This is a genomic window from Nocardia sp. NBC_01327 (genome assembly GCF_035958815.1).
GTDB lineage: Bacteria > Actinomycetota > Actinomycetes > Mycobacteriales > Mycobacteriaceae > Nocardia.
Genome location: NZ_CP108383.1, coordinates 6,882,556 through 6,902,099, shown reverse-complemented (window position 1 = coordinate 6,902,099; position 19,544 = coordinate 6,882,556). Strand labels below are relative to the sequence as shown.

The following is a 19,544-nucleotide window of genomic DNA, read 5'->3' as shown; positions in this document are numbered from 1 at the left end:
AGAAAAACTAGCTGTTGGAGTTATCAATCAGACCCGGGCAGAGTTGTTGACATGACCAAGACAACGCCTTCGAGCACCGAATTGCCCGCCACCACCGGTCCGGTCCTGCGGCCGGGCGACACCGGTTACGACGCCGAGATCTCGGGATTCCAAACCGCTTACACGCACCGCCCCGCCATTGTTGTCGCCGCCGCACATGCGGAAGATGTGCGCGCCGCCGTGGAATACGCGGCGCGGCACGGACTTCCGGTCGCCGTGCAGGCCACCGGGCACGGCCTGTCGGTTCCTGCGGATGGCGGTGTGCTCATCAATACCCGTCGTCTGACCGATATCCGCATCGATGCCGCCGCCCGCACCGCCCGGGTCGGGGCCGGTGTTCAGGCCGGACATCTCATCGAGGCGGCAGCCGCGCACGGGCTCGCGCCGCTGAACGGCTCCTCCGATTCCGTCGGCGTGGTCGGCTACACCCTGGGTGGCGGCATCGGCCTGATGGCCCGCGAATTCGGTTATGCCGCAGACCATGTGCGCGCCGTCGAGATCGTCACCGCGGATGGGCGGCTGCGCCGCCTGGCGCCCGGTGACGAACTCTTCGGGGCGGTGCTGGGCACCGGAGGCAATTTCGGTGTCGTCACCGCGCTGGAGCTCGAATTGGTGCCGGTCACAACGGTGTACGGCGGTCAGCTGCAATTCGACGCCGCGCTCGTGCCGCAGGCCCTGGAGGCCTGGCGACTGTGGACCGCCGATGTCCCCGAACAGCTCTCCTCCGCCATCACCATGATGACCATGCCGAATATCCCGCAGTTCCCGGAGCGCCTGCGCGGCCGGTATCTGGCGACGGTGAACATCGTCTACACCGGTGCGGAGGCCGAGGGGGAGCGCCTGGTCGCTCCGCTGCGGGCGGTGGGCGAGCTGTTCTCCGACAATCTGCGGGTCATGCCCTACGCCGACAGCCACACCATCTACAACGATCCGCCGAACCCGCACCCGTACACGGCCACCAACGCGCTGCTGTCGGAACTGCCTGCCGATGCCACCGATGCCTTCCTGGAGGCGACGGGCCCGCAGTCTCCGCTCCCGGTCGTCGCGGGTTTCCGGCACCTGGGCGGTGCTCTGGGCCGTCCCGGACCGTCCGCGATGGAGCACCGCGAGGCCGAGTACGTGGCCCGCGCCATCGCCATGCCGGGGCCGGACGATGCCGCGATCGCCGACGGACTGGCGCGGATCCGGAAGACGTTGCAGCCCTGGACCATCGGCCACAATCTGAACTTCCTCTACGGCGGCGGGGCCGACGCGGACGAGGCGCAGACCCGCGCGGGCTACTCCGATTCCGGCTACGACCGCCTGGCGGCGCTCAAGTCGAAGTACGACGCGCGGAACCTCTTCCGCTTCAACCGCAATATCCTGCCGCGCTGATCCGCTGCCGCAGCGCGCCCGCCCTTGCTCCGATGGCGGGCGCGACGCGTTCTCCGGGGGATATCGACCCTTGGCAGCGACCTCGCGAAGCGCTATCGTCGTGATATCACTTCGATACTAGGAGAGTGTCATGGAGATGCGTCGGACGTTCCGGGTGAACGGGTTCCTGATGCTGGGGGTCCTGATACTGCTGATCATCGCGATCGCCGTGGAGATCAACGGGCTCAAGGGCGATGGCGATTCGGGGAGTTCCTCGACCGCGCTGGGCATACTGCTCGCGGTCACGATCCTCGCGGCGGTGCTGGTGCTGAGCGGGTTCGTGGTCGTGAATCCCAACCAGGCCAAGGTGATTCAGTTCTTCGGCCGCTATATCGGCTCCGTCGAGGAGTCGGGATTCCACTGGGTCACCCCGCTCAGCAGCCGCCGCAATATCTCGCTGCGGGTGCGGAATTTCGAGACCCAGAAGCTGAAGGTCAACGATTCGGCCGGTAATCCGGTGGAGATCGCCGCGGTGGTCGTCTACCGCGTGGTCGACAGCTTCAAATCGGCCTTCGCCGTCGACGACTATGTGGACTTCGTCCGCACCCAGTCCGAGACCGCGGTCCGGCACCTGGCCACCACCCACCCCTATCAGACCGATGACGTGGACGGCACCAGTCTGCGCAATGGCACCGAGATCGCCGGTGAGCTCACCGCCGAACTGCGTGCCCGCACCGAACTGGCCGGTATCGACATTATCGAGGCCCGCATCACCCACCTCGCCTATGCGCCGGAGATCGCCCAGGCCATGCTCGTTCGCCAGCAGGCCGATCAGGTGGTCGCCGCCCGCAGCCGCATTGTGGCCGGCGCGGTCGGTATGGTCGGTATGGCCCTGGACAGCCTCGCGGAACAGGGCATGGTCGAACTCGATGAGGAGCGTAAGGCGGCAATGGTTTCCAACCTGCTGGTTGTCCTGTGTGGTGACCGCGCCGCACAGCCCATCGTCAATGCCGGAACCCTCTACTCCTGATGTCGGCGGCCAAACGCGAACCGAAGCGAGTCCTGCTCCGGCTGGACCCGGCCATCCACGACGCGATCGCCAAATGGGCCGCAGACGATCTCCGGAGCATCAACGCTCAGATCGAGTACGCCCTCCGGCTGGCCCTCAAACAGGCAGGGCGAGAACATAAATCCTCCTGATCGGTACGCCCCCTCCCGCGCACGGGAGGGGGCGTACCGCCGTTGGGCCGGGTGTCACGGGAAGAGGTTCGCGCTGTCGATCGCGAAGGTGTCGCCGTTGCGCACCAACTGCGCCTGCCGCTGCTCGGCGCCGGTCCTCCCGTCGGTGTAGGTCAGGTGCAGCCCGTAGGTGACCGTGAGTCGACCGGTATCCACGGTGATGTCCCACGGAACGACGGAAGCGACTGTGCCCCAGGAGGATTGGTATGCGCTGTAGCCGCCGAGAGAGTTCTGGTATCGCGGGGTCAATCGAGTCCACGCCGTCGCCGTATCGCCCGGCAGCAGTTGGTAGTACGTCCGCAGGAAATCGGCCGCCCTGCTCCCGACCGAGGTGGGGGTCGCGGTGGCCGCCGGGCTCGACGGGGGTGTTGCGTCCACGGACGAGGACGCCGGGCCGGGGCGAGACCCGCTGTCGCCGCCCCGGGTCAGCGGTACCAGCACCACACCCGCCACGATGAGCAGCGCCATCGCGGTGGCGGCCGCCCAAGCCAACGCGCTCAGGGATCGTTTCGCCGGATTCGGTGCGGGTGGCCGGACGAGCTGCGTATCGGCTGTCGCACCGAACCCCAGGGGTGGGGCCGCATTCGGTGCCGGCAGCGGATTGATCTGGGTGACAGCGTTACTCGGGAACAGCTGCCCCGGACCACGGAGCCCGCTGTGCAGCGCGGTACGTGCCGCATCGGTCAACGCTCCGGCGGTGGGATAGCGGCCCGCCGGATTCTTGGCCATACCGAGCGCGATCACCTCGTCGAATGCCACCGGGACACCGCCCGCGGCCGACGGCCGGGGCGGCGGCAGCGACAGGTGTGCGGCGATCTGCCGTTCGACGCTGTTGCCGGGGAACGGCCTTGTCCCGGTGAGGCATTCGTAGAGGACGCAGGCGAGCGCGTATACATCGGCGCGGCCGTCGTAGTCGTCGTGAGCGAGCCGCTCGGGCGCCATGTACGCGAAGGTGCCGATCGCCGCGCCGACGGTGGTCAGGTCGCTGTCGCCGTCACCGCGGGCGATGCCGAAATCGATGAGATAGGCGAATCCGTCTGCCGTGGTGAGGATATTCGACGGCTTGACGTCCCGATGCACCAAACCCGCACGGTGCGCGGCGTCGAGGGCCGCGGCGATCTGCGCGAGGAAGTCCACCGCACGCACGGCGGGCAGCCGTCCCGCGTCGGCCAGCACCGAACCCAGATCGGTTCCCTCCACCAACCGCATATCCAGGAACAGGCGGCCGTCGATCTCCCCGTACCCGTGAATCGGAATGATGTGCGGTTCGGTCAGCCGCGCCGCCGCCTGCGCCTCCCGCCGGAACCGGGTGCGGTACACCGGATCATGCGCGAACTGCGGCGGCAGGACCTTGAGCGCCACGATCCGCTCGGTATCGGTATCGAAGGCGCGGTAGACCCGCCCCATTCCCCCTTCGCCGAGCAGCCCGAGAAGTCGATAGCGGCCGAACGGACTTTCCTCCACCCGGTACGCCTACCACATCCGGGCCCGACCGGCAGGATCAGCTGGGCTTCTCGGTAATGCTGGGCTTCTCGGTAATGAAGATGGCTGTGCCAGGGAAGATTTCACCACGCAGGGGACTCCACTGGCCCCATTCGCGTTCCAGCCATTCGGGCCATTCGGGTTCGACCAGGTCGACCAGGTTCAGCCCGGCCGCGACGATTTCGCGGACGCGGTCACCGACGGTGCGGTGGTGCTCCACGTAGGTGGGTTCGCCGTCGGCGTCGAGTTCCACGTAGGGCGTGCGGTCGAAATACGGGATGGCCGCGCGCAGGCCCTCGGGCCCCGGATCGTCCGGGAAGATCCAGCGCATCGGGTGGTTCACGGAGAAGACCCAGCGACCCCCGGGGCGCAGCACCCGGGCGACCTCCGCCATCACCTTGGCGGAGTCCGCGACGAACGGCACGCCACCGAACGCCGAGCAGGCGAGATCGAAACTGGCGTCGGCGAAGGGCAGTTCCTCCGCACCCGCCTGCACCAGCGGCACGCGCGGCCCGCCCGCCGCCATGGCGGCCAGACCGCGGTCCAGCATCCGGCGCGAGATATCGAGCCCGACCGGATGCGCGCCGTGCGCCGCGAGCCAGCGCGAGCAGGGCGCGCTGCCGCAGCCGATCTCCAGAACGCGCTTGCCGACGATGTCTCCGAGGAACCGCCAGTCGCCCTCGTGCAGCCCCTCCGGGCACCAGACGAACTCGCCCGCGGCCGAATCCACGCCCAGGAAATCGGCATGGGTCTCGTGATAGGCCGCCGCGTCCGCATCCCACCACCGGCGACTGGCACGCTGGCTGGCGTCCGAGTCAATCTTGGCGCGAGCCACTCCCACCGTCCCGAGCAGGGAGTTCGCCTCGGCGTGGCGGTCGTCGTCGGGGAGGGCGGGCTGATCTTCCGGCATTGCCCAACCCTATCGACTCGCGACCGAGTACCCGTGTTTGCTTGGTACAACAGACGTCGCGTACGCTGTTTTCCGCGAGTGTCTTCTGTACTCGGATCGGCTCGGATGGTTCGAGTTGGTCCGGGCAGAGCAGATGATCGTGCTGTGAGTCACCCGTGCTATGAGTGCAGCGTTGTGCTCCGCCACAGCGAGGTGCTGTTGCATGACCCAACGTAGTTCCATCGCTGTGTGTTCGCAGCAATACCGAAAGCCCACATGTCCACTACCGACCACAATCCGTCCGGAGCCTCCCAACACATGCCCACTACTGTGACCTCGCCGCAGGTAGCCATTAACGATATTGGCTCCGCCGAGGACTTCCTCGCCGCCATCGACAAGACGATCAAGTACTTCAACGACGGCGATATCGTCGAAGGCACCATCGTCAAGGTCGACCGTGACGAGGTCCTTCTCGACATCGGTTACAAGACCGAAGGCGTCATCCCCTCCCGCGAACTGTCCATCAAGCACGATGTCGACCCGAATGAGGTCGTTTCCGTGGGCGATGAGGTCGAGGCCCTCGTTCTCACCAAGGAGGACAAGGAAGGCCGCCTGATCCTGTCGAAGAAGCGCGCGCAGTACGAGCGGGCTTGGGGCACGATCGAGGAGCTCAAGGAGAAGGACGAGGCCGTCAAGGGCACCGTCATCGAGGTCGTCAAGGGCGGCCTGATCCTCGACATCGGTCTTCGTGGCTTCCTTCCGGCTTCGCTGGTCGAGATGCGCCGTGTCCGCGATCTGCAGCCGTACGTCGGCAAGGAGATCGAGGCCAAGATCATCGAGCTGGACAAGAACCGCAACAACGTGGTTCTTTCCCGCCGTGCGTGGCTCGAGCAGACCCAGTCCGAGGTCCGCTCCGAGTTCCTGCACCAGCTGCAGAAGGGCCAGGTCCGCAAGGGCGTCGTGTCCTCTATCGTCAACTTCGGTGCCTTCGTGGACCTGGGTGGCGTCGACGGCCTGGTGCACGTCTCCGAGCTGTCCTGGAAGCACATCGACCACCCGTCCGAGGTTGTCGAGGTCGGCAACGAGGTCACCGTCGAGGTTCTCGACGTCGACCTGGACCGCGAGCGTGTCTCCCTGTCGCTCAAGGCAACTCAGGAAGACCCGTGGCGTCAGTTCGCCCGGACCCACGCGATCGGACAGATCGTCCCGGGCAAGGTCACCAAGCTGGTCCCGTTCGGCGCCTTCGTGCGCGTCGAAGAGGGCATCGAGGGCCTGGTGCACATCTCCGAGCTGGCCGAGCGCCACGTCGAGGTCCCGGACCAGGTTGTGGCAGTCGGCGACGACGCCATGGTCAAGGTCATCGACATCGACCTGGAGCGTCGTCGTATCTCGCTCTCGCTGAAGCAGGCGAACGAGGACTACAACGCCGAGTTCGACCCGTCGAAGTACGGCATGGCCGACAGCTACGACGACCAGGGCAACTACATCTTCCCCGAGGGCTTCGATCCCGAGACCAACGAATGGCTCGAGGGTTCGGACAAGGTCCGGGAAGAGTGGGAAGGCCGGTACGCCGAGGCCGAGCGTCGCCACAAGATGCACACCGCTCAGATGGAGAAGATGGCCGCTGACGCGGCCGCCGAGGCCGCCAACGGCGGTTCCTCGAACTACTCCTCCGAGACCGGCGCTGCCGCTCCGGCCGCCGCTACGTCGTCGTCCTCGTCCTCTGCCGAGCCCGCCGGTGGCTCGCTGGCGAGCGATGCGCAGCTGGCCGCACTGCGTGAGAAGCTGTCGGGCAACGCCTGATTCGCTGCTCTCGCGATAAGCGATAGCTAGAAGAGCCCCGGGTCCGCAATGGACCCGGGGCTTTTCGCTATTCTCGACACATATGTTCCAGTCCGCCATGCAGTCGGTGTCGCTGTGGGAGCGCCGCAAAGTCGAGGCGATGAGCCGTATCCAGCGGGTCGCGCTGGATCTGTTCGACGAGCACGGATATCGCGATGTGACGGTCGAGCGGGTCGCGGCCGCCGCCGGGGTGTCGCCGAGCTCGATCTACCGGTACTTCGGGACCAAGGAGATGCTGGTCCTCTACGACGAGGCCGATCCGCAGATTCTCGAGGTGCTGCGGACCGCGGGCGGCGGGGAAACGGCCACGCCCGCCGAATTGCTTGTTATGGCCCGGGCCCTGGCGCCGATCCTCATCGCCACGATCATCACGCCCGAGGTCGAGCGCCGCACCCGTCTGCGCATGCAGCATGTGCTCACCATTCCCGAGGTGCGCGACCGGCAGATCCGGCAGATGCGCGAACTGGAGGACCAGTTCCGGGTGCTGATCGCGGAGCGCAGCGGCCGCGACCCCAATGATCTGCCCCTGCGGATCGCCGTCGCCGCCATTGTCTGGGGGTGTGCGGGAGCGCTGGACCATTGGGCCGGAACGGATTTCGCCGAGCCCATGCAGGCCGTTTACACCGCGGCGCTGGAGTCGATCCTGTCGGCGGTGGAGGCGGTACTCGGCTGAGTCCGGCGCAGCGCCGGCAGCCACCAGTTCCAGCGGCCGAACAGCTGCATGAAGGCCGGCACCAGAATCAGGCGCACGAGCACCGCGTCGATGGTGACCGCGACCGCCAGCGCGAAGCCGATCTGCTTGAGCTCCAGCACATTCGCGGTCACGAAGCTCGCGAAGACCGCCACCATGATGGCCGCCGCGGCGGTGATCGGACGGGCGGTGTGCTGCAGCCCCTCCGCGACCGCGGCCGCATTGTCCGGATCACGATCCCAGGCTTCCTTCATGCGCCGCACCAGGAAAACCTCGTAGTCCATGGACAACCCGAACAATACGGCGAATACCAGCAGCGGCAGATACACCTGCAGGAATCCGGTGCTGTGGAAGCCGAGCAGGGATTCGCCGAGGCCGTGCTGGAACACCGCGACCGTAATGCCCAGTGCCGCACCGGTGGCCAGCAGATTGAGCGCAATGGCCTTGAGCGCCAGCACGATACTGCGGAACGCGAAGACCAGGAATGCCATCGAGACGGTCAGCACCAGCGCGATGACCCAGGGAAAGCGGCTGGTGATGAGGCTGGAGACATCGGCGAAGGTCGCGGGGACGCCACCGACCACGATCTGCGCGGACTCGACAGTGCGTGCGCGAGTGCGGATCTCCGAGGTCAGATCGGCCACGGCGGTGGAGTCGAAGGAATCCTTCGGTACGACCAGGGCGAGCATGCGCCCGTCGGCCTGCTGCGGCACCACCGAGGCGATGCGCGGATCGCGATTCAGCTCGGCCACGAAGCGGTTGGCGTCCACGACCCCGCTACCGGACAGGGCGGTATCGGACGGGCCGGTCACCACCACCTGGATCGGGGAGAGCAGACCGGGCCCGAAAGTGTTCTGCACCAACCGGGTCGCCTGTCCGGTGGGGCTGTCGCCCAGCGAGTTCAAACCCATATCGATGCCGTACTTCATGCCGGTGAGGGGTGCGGCCGCGAGCAGCAGCACCGCGACCCCGGCCGCGCCGAAGAGCACCGGCCGGGCCATGACGGTGCGCGCCCAGCAGGCCCAGGCGCTGGAGGTGGTGTGCGCCCGGGTTTCGGCGGGGCGCAGTCGCGGCGGCAGCGCACCGCGATTGATCGCCGGGCCGAGGGTGGCCAGCGCCGCGGGCAGCAGGGTGAATGCCGCGCCGAGGGTGGCGAGCACCGCCGTGACCACCCCGATCGCGATACCGTTGAGCATCGGCAGTCCGACCACCGTCAGGGCGCACAGCGAGATCATCACGATCAGCCCGGAGGCCAGCACGGTGCGGCCGGTGGTATCCAGCGCGGCGCCGACGGCGGCGAGAATCTCGGTGCGCGCCTTCCGGTCTCGCACCCGGCGCCGGGTGAGTTCCTCGTTGAACCGGCTCACGATGAACATGGTGTAGTCGATGGCGGTGCCGGTGCCGATCATGGTGGCGACCGACAGCACCAGCGAATCGAAGACGAGGAAGCTGGTCAATCCGAACAGCAGGCCCACGGCCAGGGCGATCCCGGCGGCGGTGACGGTGATGGGAAGCGCGGCGGCGGCCAGCGCGCCCAGTGCGAGCACCAGTACCAGTGCGGCGACCGGCAATCCGATGCTCTCCGCGCGTTCCATATCGCCGGTTTCGGTCCGCATCTGTTCGCCTTCGACCGCGGCGTAGCCGGTGACCATGGCCTGCACGCCGGAGTCCGCGACGGGGGTCAGCGCCGATTGCAGCCGGGAGACCACATCGACCCGCGCCGACATATCACCGTCGATGCCGGCAATGCCGAAGGCGGTATGCCGATCGGCCGAGATCTGCAGGGCGGCATTGCCTTCGAACGGCCCGACGGCGCCGGCCACACCCGCGGTCGCGCGGGCGGCGGTCAGCGCGTGATCGACGGCGGCACGGAATTCGGGGCTGTCGGCGGTGTAGCGGCCGGAGTGGAAGACGATCAGATCCTGTTCGGCGCCCAGCTGGGAGAAATGATCGGCCGCAAGGCGTTCCGCGGTGGCCGATTCCGATCCCGGGACGCCGTAGTCGGGTGCGCCGAGGCGGTGGTGCAGGGCCGGATACGCGGCGGCGCACACCACGATCAGCAGCAGCCAGGCGCCCAGCACCGCACGGCGATGCCCGGCCATGAGGATGCCGATCCGCCCGGCGACGCCGATCCGATCGCCGGAGTGGACGGGATCCCGCCGGGCGGATGTCGCGGATCGAGTCATCGTTCCCCCTGAACGCCAGATACCTGAAAGTCACTTTCAGGTAGTGCGTCAGCCTAGGCGGACACTCGACATACCGGCAAGGCGCTGCCGGAAATTCGTTGTAGTGTGATCTCCGCCTCGGCGCGGCGCGGCGCCGGAAACCGGCCGGATACCGGTGGTTTGCTGTCCGGACATCATCCGAAGGTTGGATGTAGGTCAAGCGCCCAACTGGAATGATTCGGCGCGTTCAGATTCACCTCTAACGGAAGGCGTTGTCGGAGTATGGGCTTGTTCGCCGGTATCAATCGACGGGATTTTCTGGCGAAGGCCATGGCTGCGGGCGGTGCGGCCTCGATGGCATCGCTGGCCGGTCCGATTATCGAGCGGGCCTACGCCGCGGATCCGGCGGGAATGGGCGGGCTCGGCGATATCGAGCACTTCGTCCTGCTCATGCAGGAGAACCGCTCGTTCGACCACTACTTCGGAACCCTTTCGGGCGTGCGAGGATTCGACGACCCCTCACCGGCCTGGAACCAGTACGGCTATTCGCCAGGCGTCGGCCCGACCCCGGACGGCTTCATCAACCCGTTCCGCCTGGACACCGAGAGCGGCGCGAGCCTCGACGGCGAATGCATCAACGACCCGGACCACACCTGGGCGGGCATGCACAAGGCGTGGAACAACGGGAAGAACGACGGCTGGATGCCGATGTCCATCGCCTCGGTCGGCGCCGGAAACGGCCCTGCCGCCATGGGTTACTACACCCGCGCCGATATTCCGGTGCACCACGATCTCGCGGACGCCTTCACCATTGCCGACGGCTACCACTGCTCGGTGCTGGGTCCCACCGATCCGAATCGGCTGTACTGGATGTCGGGAACCATCGATCCGGACGGGCTCAACGGCGGTCCGCTGCTGCAGACCCCCACGCTCATCCCGCAGAACGCCTACAGCTGGCGGACCATGCCGGAGAACCTCTCCGATGCCGGTGTGAGCTGGAAGATCTACAACAATCGGGATGTCGGCCCGCTGTCCTCGGTGATTCTCGACGGCATGCTGGGCTGCTTCAAGCAGGCCGCCGATCCGGCTTCAGAGTTGGCGCGCCGCGGCAAGGTCCCGGCCTACCCCAGCGATTTCGCCGCCGATGTGGCCGCCAACCAGCTGCCCGCCGTCTCCTGGGTGATCCCGTCGCTGCTCAACTGCGAACATCCGGCGCTGCCACCGGCTTTGGGTGCGGTCGGCATTATGCAGGTGCTCGATATCCTCACCTCGAATCCGGCGGTGTGGGAGAAGACCGCGCTCATTGTCAGCTATGACGAGAACGGTGGCTTCTTCGATCACGTCACACCGCCGACCGCGCCGCCCGGCACGCCGGGGGAGTACGTCACCGTGCCGCTGGAGAAGGCCGAGAAGTCGGAAGGCATCGCGGGCCCGATCGGGCTGGGCTACCGCGTGCCGTGCTTCGTGATCTCCCCCTACAGCCGAGGCGGATTGGTCGCCTCGGAGACCTTCGACCACACCTCGCAATTGCGTTTGCTGGAGCGTCGCTTCGGTGTGGACGTGCCGAACCTGACCCCGTGGCGGCGCAGCGTCACCGGCGATATGACCTCGGCCTTCGATTTCGCCTCGGGTCGTGACGCGGTGAAGCCCGCCTTCGGGCCCGCGGACCGGAAGGTGAATGCCGCACTGGCGCAGTGCGGTCCGAATGTCGCGCTCGGTTATGCGAATGCCGGTATCCCGTATCCGGTGCCGCCGAACTCCATGCCGACCCAGGAGCCGGGTAGCCGTCGTAAGCCCAGCGGCACCGTCTGAGGTCGCTGGACTACTGCCGTCCGGAGTGCACACGAGAGTGGCCCAGTCCCGATCGGGGCTGGGCCACAGTCGTATTCGCAGTCACATGGCGGTGGCCGGAACCCAGCGGACGGTGGCCGAGGTGGAGCGAGAGCGTTTTCGCATGGCGGCCAAACTGTGCCGTGCGGGACTGAGCAGTGCGCTGAACCACGCGCGACGATGCTCGGCCAGCGCTGCCGCGACCGCGGGAATCTCGATGCAGTGCATCGTGCCCGGCAGTCCCAGACGGTGCCGACCCGTCTGGTTGTTTTTGGTGCCCAATGGTGTTCCTTCTCCTACGTGTTTCCGGCCATGGATCGCCTGCGGCGAAACCTTAGCCGAACGAAAGTGTGCGACACCGGATTTTGCACGACTTTCTCCCCGGCGTGTCGGAATGTTGCCGACTAATGGTCGGGATTGGGCGAAAAAGTTGCGAATCGGTCTCGTAAATATCACGGAATGGGAAAACTGTCGGCGTGCCGGTGGAATTGCCCAGGCGAGTGGGTAATCCAACCTTTCGGCTGGTGAGGGGTAGTGCGCGCGGCGGGGGAGGGAAATGCGAGACTGGGGAAATGTTGCGAATCGGTCTCACCGGAGGCATGGGAGCGGGTAAATCCACCGTCGCCCGCATTCTCGTCGAACGTGGTGCGGTGCTGGTGGACAGTGATGTCATCGCGCGCGAAGTGGTCGCCCCCGGTACCGACGGGCTGACGGCCCTGGTCGATGCCTTCGGGGACGGAATTCTCGCGGCCGACGGCAGCCTGGATCGACCGGCGCTGGCGGCCAAGGCATTCGCCAGCGACGGGGCTCGCGCAATCCTCAATGGCATCGTGCATCCACTGGTGGGCAAGCGCACCGCCGAGCTCATCGGCTCCGCACCCGCCGACGGCATTGTCGTACAGGACATTCCGCTCCTGGTCGAGAACGGTCTGGCGCCGTTCATGAATCTGGTGGTGGTCGTCGACGCCGCCGAGGAAACCCGCCTGCACCGCCTGGTGGAGTTCCGCGGTATCGACGAGGCCGATGCCCGCGCGCGAATCGCGGCCCAGGCCACCGATGCTCAGCGTCGTGCCGTCGCCGATGTGCTGCTCGACAACAATGGCGCCGGCGGCGCGATCGACGCCGCGGTGCACCGGCTGTGGGAGGAGCGGCTGATTCCCTTCGAACACAATCTGCGCACCCGCACCCCCGCGCCACGGCCCGCCGAATCGCCCGTGGTGGAGGCGAATCCGGAGTGGCCGGCGGCGGCGCGGCGGATTATCGCCCGGCTCGCGGTCGCCTGCGGGGCCGATGCGCGGAGCATCGACCATGTCGGGCCGACCGCGGTGGCGGGCAAGCCCGCGGAGGATGTGCTCGATATTCGCATCGCGGTCGCCGATGCGGGCGTGGCCGAGGGGCTGCGGGATCGCTTGGCGGAGATCGGTTTTCCGCGTGCCGACGGCGCTGCGGCAACCGGTGCGGAGCTCCGGCACGCTACGGCGGATCCGGGCCGTCCCGCGAATGTGATCGTCGCCGCCGAGGCGTGAATTCGGCCGTCGGCCCCGGCCTGCGCCGGGGCCCGCGGTGATTACATCCAGGTCAGGGTGATGTCCCGGGCCTGCAGCCAGGACTCGAAATTATGGCCGTGCGCGGCGATTCCGTCGATGACGGTGGTGGCGGTCTCGATGGCCTGCTGGGACTCGGACAGGTCCAGATAGCCGGCCGCGTGTGCGGCGAGCAGTTCGTCCACATCGAGCAGTTCGACCTCGCGATTGCTGCGCACCACCAGATCCAGGTAGTGGTCCACCGACTTCCAGCGCTTCGGACCGACCTGCGCGTATTCGCCGATATCGATGTAGTAGTCCTGATCGCGCAGGTGCGCCGGGGTGAAGTGGAAGACCGTGGCGCGAATGGACAGGCTCGGCAGCAGCCAGGATTCGATGTAGTGGAACTCCGGATGATCCGACGTCCGCGCCATGTACAGGCCCCACGGCTCGACCTGGTAGCGCTCGACCGCGCGGACGAAGCCCTTCGGGTCGATATTGGTGAGCTCATCGACGTTGAAGTACTCCACCTTGGGCCGGTGTAGATCTACCGCGGGCGCCTGAGTCATGCCAACAGCATCGCTTGTCGGGCCGTCATCGTCCAGAGGAGCGGGCCCGAGTTGTGGCCGGAACTGGGTAAACAGCGTTTTACGGGACTATTTTCCGGAAAATCACAATGTGAAACGCCGGTGTTCGTTACGGTGCGGCTACCCACACCTGACGTGGGTGGTACATACCAAGAGGGAAGTACACAGTATGAACGCAATGAGCGCCCGCGCTCGCCGCGCCGGAATGGGTCTGACCGCCTTCGGTGCTGCTGCCGCGACCATGGTTCTGGTAGCGCCCCAGGCGAGTGCCTGGGTCAGCGATATCTCGGTCGGCGGCTCGAATCAACAGGTGGGTTGCGCCTATACGGTCACGGCCACCATCGCGATCGACCGCCTGCTGTCGGTGAGCTTCACCGATAACGGCACCGCGATCACCGGCAGCCCGGTCACCCCGTCGCTGCTGAGCAATTCGGTCACCATCCAGTGGACCCCGACCACCGCCGGCGCCCACACCATTCAGGCGACCCAGGACCTGATCAGCAAGTCGACCGTGGTCCAGGTATCCCCGTCCAGCGCCTTCGGCAGCGTGGGCTGCGGCCTGAACGGGCTGTTCCCGAGCCTGTCCGGCTAGTCGGAGGGCGGACAGTAAGCGAAAGCCACCCGGGCCGAACACAATACGGACCGGGTGGCCTTTTCGCGGCGCGCTGGCCGAAGCGCCTTTACAACCAGCTGAGCGCGAGACCCTTGGTGGCGAGCCAGCGGTCGACATCATGACCGCACGCGGCGAGACCGTCCACCACCGCCGCCGCACGCTCGATGGCTCGATGGGTGCGAGCGGTGTCGAAGTGCCCGGCGGCGTGTGCCGCGAGCAGCTCGTCGATGCCGAGGAGCTCGGGCATCTGGCCGGGACGGGCCACCACGTGTAGATAGTGTCCCTCCGCGCGCCACTTCTTGGGCTCGATCTGGGCGTAATCGCCGATGTCGAGGTAGTAGGTCTGCCCGCGATCGTGGCCCGGCCGTAGGTGATACACCGTCACGCGCAGGGAAAGCTCTGGGAGCAACCAGGATTCGATGTAGTGGAAGCGCGGATTGTCCACGATCCGCTCCACATACAGACCCCAGGGTTGCGCGGCCATCCGCTCGACCTGATGTAAGTAACCGTGATAATCGGTCCAGGACAGCGCCGCCAGATTGAAATACTCGAGCCTGGGTCGATGCGGCGATACTGGGGGAGTGGTGTTTCCCATCCGGCGCGGGTCAGCGCCGTTGGTGGAATTCCGCTGTGGCATATGCAGACCGGTCATCGCCCTGCCTCTTCTCCGACTCGTGCAACCAGCCAGATCAGGTTACACCTGGGTGCTGGGAATCGGACGACCGTGCGCGGAACGGAATTTCGCCGACACCTCTTGGGATTTCTTTGAACTTCCTTGGGAGAAACTATAATTCGGACATTTGGTACAGCCGAATCTGTTCGGCGCGGCGCCGCGTGAAAGTAAACGCTGAGAAATATCCTCAGGTCCCGACCGTGCCACGCCCGGGTATCCGAGGCGCTCGGAGCGTTTCCGATGCGGCGTCTCGGGCGCACATCCGCGCGATGAATCGGGCCGCGCCGGGCTGCGCGGGCGTCCGCGGCCCGGGGCATAGGCCGGAGATGTGCGCAGTGTCACCGGCGACTCGGGCGGGTCGGCGCCCCGGTTCCGCCGTTGCCGGCAGCGACTCGGGCCGCTCGGCGTGAACCTGTCGGTGGGTCGTCCTAGGCTGTGAACATGGCTTTCGCAACCGAGATCCCGGACGACCTGCCGCTGGCACATTCCGAGTTCCGGCCCATCGGCGATATCGAGCGGGTCGAGGGCCGGTTCCAGGTGGTCAGCGAGCACGTTCCCGCCGGTGATCAGCCCGCCGCCATCGCGGAGCTGGAGCGGCGCATCAATGCGGGCGAGCGGGATGTGGTGCTGCTCGGCGCCACCGGTACCGGTAAGTCGGCCACCACGGCCTGGTTGATCGAGAAGTTGCAGCGCCCGACCCTGCTCATGGCGCCGAACAAGACCTTGGCCGCCCAGCTGGCCAATGAGCTGCGCGAGATGCTGCCCAACAATGCGGTCGAGTACTTCGTCTCGTACTACGACTACTACCAGCCCGAGGCGTACATCGCGCAGACCGATACCTATATCGAGAAGGACAGCTCCGTCAACGACGATGTGGAGCGGCTGCGGCATTCGGCCACCTCCAGCCTGCTGTCGCGCCGCGATGTCGTGGTGGTGGCGTCGGTGTCGTGCATCTACGGCCTCGGCACGCCGCAGTCCTACCTCGACCGGTCGGTCATGCTGGAGGTGGGCGAAGAGGTGGACCGCGACAAGCTGCTGCGGCTGCTGGTCGATGTGCAGTACACCCGCAACGATATGTCCTTCACGCGCGGCAGTTTCCGGGTGCGCGGCGATACCGTCGAAATCATTCCCTCCTATGAGGAATTGGCGATCCGCATCGAATTCTTCGGCGACGAGATCGAAGCGCTCTATTATCTGCACCCGCTCACCGGTGATGTGGTGCGGCAGGTGGATATGGTTCGTATTTTCCCGGCCACCCATTATGTCGCCGGTCCCGATCGAATGGAACGGGCCGTCAAGGATATCGAGGCCGAACTCGAAACGCGCCTGGCCGAATTGGATAAACAGGGCAAACTCTTGGAGGCGCAGCGATTGCGGATGCGCACCCAGTACGACTTGGAGATGATTCGTCAGGTCGGGTTCTGCTCCGGTATCGAGAATTACTCGCGCCATATCGACGGCCGTGGCGCGGGCACCGCGCCCGCGACGCTCATCGATTACTTCCCCGAGGATTTCCTGCTCGTCATCGACGAATCGCATGCGACGGTGCCGCAGATCGGCGCCATGTACGAGGGCGATATGTCGCGCAAGCGGAATCTGGTGGAGTTCGGATTCCGGCTGCCCTCGGCGGTCGACAACCGGCCGCTCACCTGGGAGGAGTTCGCCGACCGCATCGGGCAGACGGTGTATCTCTCAGCCACCCCCGGAAAGTACGAATTGGGCCAGACCGGTGGCGAATTCGTCGAGCAGGTCATTCGCCCCACCGGTTTGATCGACCCGAAGGTCGTGGTCAAGCCGACCAAGGGACAGATCGACGATCTGGTGCACGAGATCCGGCTGCGCGCCGAACGGGACGAGCGGGTGCTGGTCACCACCCTCACCAAGAAGATGTCCGAGGATCTCACCGATTATCTGCTCGGGCTCGGCGTGCGGGTGCGCTACCTCCACTCGGAGATCGACACACTGCGGCGCGTGGAGTTGTTGCGGCAGTTGCGACTCGGCGAGTACGACGTGCTGGTCGGCATCAACCTGCTTCGCGAGGGCCTCGACCTGCCGGAGGTTTCGCTGGTCGCGATCCTGGACGCCGATAAGGAAGGCTTCCTGCGCAGCTCGACCAGCCTCATCCAGACCATCGGTCGTGCGGCGCGCAATGTCTCCGGTGAGGTCCACATGTATGCGGACAAGATCACCGACTCCATGCAGCACGCCATCGACGAGACCGATCGCCGCCGCGTCAAACAGGTCGCCTACAACGAAGAGCGCGGCCTCGATCCGAAACCCTTGCGCAAGAAGATCGCCGACATTCTCGATACGGTCTACCGCGAGGCCGAGGAGACCGAGATCGAGGTCGGCGGCTCGGGCCGCAACTCCAGCCGTGGCCGCCGCGCCCAGGGCGAACCGGGCCGCGCCGTCAGCGCCGGCGTCTACGAGGGCCGCGATATCAAGTCCATGCCGCGCGCCGAGCTCGCGGACCTGGTCAAGGAGATGACCGCGCAGATGATGAACGCCGCCCGCGAGCTTCAGTTCGAGCTGGCCGGTCGCCTGCGCGACGAAATCGCCGACCTGAAGAAGGAACTGCGCGGTATGGATGCCGCCGGGCTGCAATGAGGAAGGCGCCGTGAGTAGTGCGGTGCCGTCGCCGGCGGTGGCCGAAGATATCCATGACGACGCCGTAGTTCGGCATGCCGGGACAGATCCTGGAAGAAAGCGACAGCCTCATGGCCGGTGACGATGCGGTGCGCCCGGAGTCGGATCTGCTCCCGGAGTCGTACGCGCCGCGCCCGGTGCCGCCGCCCGAGACGGCGAAAGGCATTCTGCGCCCGCGGGAACAGATCCGCGCCAGCAACCACAGCCGTTTGCCGGCCGGTGAGCAGGTCAGCCGCTATGTCGAGTTCTACTGGTCGGTGCGCTGGGATCGGCGCGGTCAGCCGCCCTACTTCGCTGAGGTGCTGGGCTTTCCGGTGGTCAATATGACCTTCGAGCACACGCACGAGCGCCGGGGCGGCTTTGTCACCGGTGTATGGACCACCAAGTACGTGCGGGAATTGGCCGGTGTCGGTGAGACATTCGGCGTGAAGTTCCGGCCCGGCGGCTTCGGCGCGTTCACCGGACTGGATGTGGGCGCGCTGCGCGATACCGCTCTGCCGCTGACCGAGGTGCTCCCCGAGGCCGGGGATCTGGCCGAGCAGATTCTGGCCGATCCGGACGACGAGAGCCGGCGCACGCTGGTCGAGGCATTCCTGGTCGAGGCCGCGGCCCGGCGCGCGGTCGCCGATGACACCGCCTATCGCCTGGTGCTGCGCATCATGGACGCCATGGAGTCCGATCGCGAGCTCACCCGCGTCGACCAGGTCACCGAGCGTTTCGATACCCCGATTCGCACCCTGCAGCGGTTGTTTCGCCGCTACGTCGGGGTGAGCCCGAAATGGGTGCTGCGCCGTTTCCGGCTACAGGACGGCGCGCAGCTGCTGGCGCAGGGCCGCACCTCCGATCTGGCCGCCCTCGCACTGGATCTCGGTTACTTCGATCAGGCCCATTTCTCCCGCGAGTTCGCGCAGGAGATCGGGATGGCTCCGCTGGAATACGCACGTCTGAGCCTCTGAACCGACGCTCGGCGAGCTAGTATTGCCCGTCATTGATCGGCCGTACGGAAGAGGAACGCATGAACGTACTCAGCGTGATTCTCGGCTGGTTCTGGGCCGACTATCACGATCTGTGAGATAGCGGTTTTCCGGTCCGCCCGGAGCGCGTGTGCGCGCCGGACGGACCGGTCCGCACCTGGTAGAAATCCTGTGTTGTGACGAATGTCCCAGGGGCGCAATGATGTTCGCGATTTGTGGTGTTTCACACTGCCGGTGGGGAATTCGCTGGTAGCCGATGCCGTATGCGCAGCGTGCTGGGAATGTGCGACAGTCCCGATGCGGCACGCAACTGTGATGTGTTGCGATATCGAAAATTTCCGCCGGTTATGCCGCTATTGTCAGGCGCAGTTGCCGCGGCGGTAACTACGGAACCGTAGACACCGCGGCCCCAACCTTTGTACTTGGAGGAGAGAATGACCGCCTACCGGACGATCGTCGTCGGTACCGATGGCTCGGACTCGTCGTACGTCGCCGTCGAGCGGGCCGCTGCTCTGGCCGGCGCCGCAGGCGCGACGCTGTACATCGCCTGCGCGTACTACCCGACCGACGACCGCGACGTCGCAGCCGCCGCGGACGTATTGAAGGACGAGGCCTACCAGGTGCGCGGCTCCGCGCCGACCAGCGAGATCCTGCGCGTGGCACGCGATAAGGCAGTTGCCGCGGGCGCCGTGAACGTGGTGGAGAAGGCCGTGGTCGGCGAGCCCGTCGAATCACTGCTCACCCTGCTCAAGGAGCTCGACGCCGACCTGCTCGTGGTCGGTAACCGTGGCCTCAACACCCTCGCGGGTCGTCTGCTCGGCTCCGTGCCGTCGGACGTGGCCCGCAAGTCCCGCAGCGACGTGCTCATCGTGCACACCGTGCGTTGACAGGTGGGGGCTTCGCCCCTGCGGAAAGCGGCCGTGACCAATTGGTCACGGCCGCTTTGCGTTCCGGGCCGCAACTCCCGCCCTGATCCGGGAGTTGGGTGCCCGGGTCGG

General features: G+C 66.3%; 16 protein-coding genes and 1 pseudogene. 11 read left to right on the top strand and 6 right to left on the bottom strand.

What is annotated here, in order from left to right; genetic code table 11:
• Window positions 1-51: 51 nt before the first annotated feature.
• From OG326_RS31850 to OG326_RS31840, 3 genes are all read left to right on the top strand, one after another.
• Entirely contained in the window at window positions 52-1,413 is a 1,362-nt protein-coding gene (locus OG326_RS31850) for an FAD-binding oxidoreductase (protein ID WP_327140828.1), read from the top strand.
• Window positions 1,414-1,543: 130 nt separating this feature from the next.
• The gene (locus OG326_RS31845) at window positions 1,544-2,422 is read left to right on the top strand and encodes an SPFH domain-containing protein (RefSeq protein ID WP_327140827.1); all 879 of its coding nucleotides are present in this window, start codon (window positions 1,544-1,546) and stop codon (window positions 2,420-2,422) included.
• Entirely contained in the window at window positions 2,422-2,592 is a 171-nt protein-coding gene (locus tag OG326_RS31840) for a hypothetical protein (protein ID WP_327140826.1), read from the top strand. The genes OG326_RS31845 and OG326_RS31840 overlap by 1 nt, the downstream gene beginning before the upstream one ends.
• A gap of 54 nt (window positions 2,593-2,646) precedes the next feature.
• On the opposite strand, the gene OG326_RS31835 is transcribed toward OG326_RS31840, so the two are convergent.
• Together OG326_RS31835 and OG326_RS31830 are read right to left on the bottom strand one after the other, a co-directional pair.
• Window positions 2,647-4,095 carry a serine/threonine-protein kinase gene (locus OG326_RS31835; RefSeq protein WP_327140825.1) on the bottom strand — a complete coding sequence of 483 codons (1,449 nt, stop codon included), beginning with the start codon at window positions 4,093-4,095 and terminating at the stop codon, window positions 2,647-2,649.
• A 37-nt stretch (window positions 4,096-4,132) separates the two neighbouring features.
• Window positions 4,133-5,023, bottom strand: coding sequence for a class I SAM-dependent methyltransferase (locus tag OG326_RS31830; protein ID WP_327140824.1), 891 nt, complete (start codon window positions 5,021-5,023; stop codon window positions 4,133-4,135).
• A gap of 297 nt (window positions 5,024-5,320) precedes the next feature.
• Here OG326_RS31830 and rpsA point away from each other — a divergent pair, with 297 nt between their 5' ends.
• Entirely contained in the window at window positions 5,321-6,805 is a 1,485-nt protein-coding gene (gene rpsA / locus OG326_RS31825; protein WP_327140822.1) for a 30S ribosomal protein S1, read from the top strand.
• A gap of 82 nt (window positions 6,806-6,887) precedes the next feature.
• A complete protein-coding gene (locus OG326_RS31820; protein WP_327140821.1) occupies window positions 6,888-7,517 on the top strand; it encodes a TetR/AcrR family transcriptional regulator in 630 nt (209 codons plus the stop codon).
• Here the strand turns inward: OG326_RS31820 and OG326_RS31815 are convergent.
• Complete coding sequence (locus OG326_RS31815; protein ID WP_327140820.1) at window positions 7,463-9,721, bottom strand: MMPL family transporter; 2,259 nt, start codon at window positions 9,719-9,721, stop codon at window positions 7,463-7,465. The genes OG326_RS31820 and OG326_RS31815 overlap by 55 nt on opposite strands.
• Window positions 9,722-9,982: 261 nt before the next feature.
• On the opposite strand from OG326_RS31815, the gene OG326_RS31810 reads away from it, so the two are divergent.
• Window positions 9,983-11,512: a phospholipase C gene (locus OG326_RS31810; RefSeq protein ID WP_327140819.1), complete on the top strand. Its 1,530-nt coding sequence runs from the start codon at window positions 9,983-9,985 to the stop codon at window positions 11,510-11,512.
• Between the two features lie 81 nt (window positions 11,513-11,593).
• Here the strand turns inward: OG326_RS31810 and OG326_RS31805 are convergent, their stop codons facing one another.
• The gene (locus OG326_RS31805; protein ID WP_327146773.1) at window positions 11,594-11,812 is read right to left on the bottom strand and encodes a hypothetical protein; all 219 of its coding nucleotides are present in this window, start codon (window positions 11,810-11,812) and stop codon (window positions 11,594-11,596) included.
• 290 nt (window positions 11,813-12,102) lie between these two features.
• Here OG326_RS31805 and coaE point away from each other — a divergent pair.
• Window positions 12,103-13,050 (top strand): annotated as a pseudogene (gene coaE, locus OG326_RS31800) (dephospho-CoA kinase); the annotation flags it as partial.
• Window positions 13,051-13,097: 47 nt separating this feature from the next.
• On the opposite strand, the gene OG326_RS31795 reads toward coaE, so the two are convergent.
• On the bottom strand, window positions 13,098-13,622 hold the full coding sequence (locus OG326_RS31795) for a DUF402 domain-containing protein (protein ID WP_327140818.1): 525 nt from the start codon (window positions 13,620-13,622) through the stop codon (window positions 13,098-13,100).
• A gap of 196 nt (window positions 13,623-13,818) precedes the next feature.
• Here OG326_RS31795 and OG326_RS31790 point away from each other — a divergent pair, with 196 nt between their 5' ends.
• Entirely contained in the window at window positions 13,819-14,232 is a 414-nt protein-coding gene (locus OG326_RS31790) for a hypothetical protein (RefSeq protein WP_327140817.1), read from the top strand.
• Window positions 14,233-14,320: 88 nt separating this feature from the next.
• Here the strand turns inward: OG326_RS31790 and OG326_RS31785 are convergent, their stop codons facing one another.
• The gene (locus OG326_RS31785) at window positions 14,321-14,905 is read right to left on the bottom strand and encodes a DUF402 domain-containing protein (RefSeq protein WP_327140816.1); all 585 of its coding nucleotides are present in this window, start codon (window positions 14,903-14,905) and stop codon (window positions 14,321-14,323) included.
• A 462-nt stretch (window positions 14,906-15,367) separates the two neighbouring features.
• On the opposite strand from OG326_RS31785, the gene uvrB reads away from it, so the two are divergent.
• The 3 genes from uvrB (at window position 15,368) to OG326_RS31770 (ending at window position 19,433) form a co-directional block, all read left to right on the top strand.
• Window positions 15,368-17,533, top strand: coding sequence for an excinuclease ABC subunit UvrB (uvrB, locus tag OG326_RS31780; RefSeq protein WP_327140815.1), 2,166 nt, complete (start codon window positions 15,368-15,370; stop codon window positions 17,531-17,533).
• Window positions 17,534-17,607: 74 nt separating this feature from the next.
• Window positions 17,608-18,528, top strand: coding sequence for a helix-turn-helix domain-containing protein (locus OG326_RS31775; protein ID WP_327140814.1), 921 nt, complete (start codon window positions 17,608-17,610; stop codon window positions 18,526-18,528).
• A 452-nt stretch (window positions 18,529-18,980) separates the two neighbouring features.
• On the top strand, window positions 18,981-19,433 hold the full coding sequence (locus tag OG326_RS31770) for a universal stress protein (protein ID WP_327140813.1): 453 nt from the start codon (window positions 18,981-18,983) through the stop codon (window positions 19,431-19,433).
• The last annotated feature ends 111 nt before the right edge of the window (window positions 19,434-19,544 follow it).

What these genes read in the sequence shown, in the direction of transcription:
- rpsA (WP_327140822.1), top strand. Translation starts at nt 5,321, where the DNA reads ATGCCCACTACTGTGACCTCGCCGCAGGTAGCCATTAACGATATTGGC.
- OG326_RS31820 (WP_327140821.1), top strand. Translation starts at nt 6,888, where the DNA reads ATGTTCCAGTCCGCCATGCAGTCGGTGTCGCTGTGGGAGCGCCGCAAA.
- OG326_RS31790 (WP_327140817.1), top strand. Translation starts at nt 13,819, where the DNA reads ATGAGCGCCCGCGCTCGCCGCGCCGGAATGGGTCTGACCGCCTTCGGT.
- OG326_RS31850 (WP_327140828.1), top strand. Translation starts at nt 52, where the DNA reads ATGACCAAGACAACGCCTTCGAGCACCGAATTGCCCGCCACCACCGGT.
- OG326_RS31785 (WP_327140816.1), bottom strand. Translation starts at nt 14,905, where the DNA reads ATGACCGGTCTGCATATGCCACAGCGGAATTCCACCAACGGCGCTGAC.
- OG326_RS31845 (WP_327140827.1), top strand. Translation starts at nt 1,544, where the DNA reads ATGGAGATGCGTCGGACGTTCCGGGTGAACGGGTTCCTGATGCTGGGG.
- OG326_RS31795 (WP_327140818.1), bottom strand. Translation starts at nt 13,622, where the DNA reads ATGACTCAGGCGCCCGCGGTAGATCTACACCGGCCCAAGGTGGAGTAC.
- uvrB (WP_327140815.1), top strand. Translation starts at nt 15,368, where the DNA reads ATGGCTTTCGCAACCGAGATCCCGGACGACCTGCCGCTGGCACATTCC.
- OG326_RS31830 (WP_327140824.1), bottom strand. Translation starts at nt 5,023, where the DNA reads ATGCCGGAAGATCAGCCCGCCCTCCCCGACGACGACCGCCACGCCGAG.
- OG326_RS31775 (WP_327140814.1), top strand. Translation starts at nt 17,608, where the DNA reads ATGCCGGGACAGATCCTGGAAGAAAGCGACAGCCTCATGGCCGGTGAC.
- OG326_RS31770 (WP_327140813.1), top strand. Translation starts at nt 18,981, where the DNA reads ATGACCGCCTACCGGACGATCGTCGTCGGTACCGATGGCTCGGACTCG.
- OG326_RS31815 (WP_327140820.1), bottom strand. Translation starts at nt 9,721, where the DNA reads ATGACTCGATCCGCGACATCCGCCCGGCGGGATCCCGTCCACTCCGGC.
- OG326_RS31810 (WP_327140819.1), top strand. Translation starts at nt 9,983, where the DNA reads ATGGGCTTGTTCGCCGGTATCAATCGACGGGATTTTCTGGCGAAGGCC.
- OG326_RS31840 (WP_327140826.1), top strand. Translation starts at nt 2,422, where the DNA reads ATGTCGGCGGCCAAACGCGAACCGAAGCGAGTCCTGCTCCGGCTGGAC.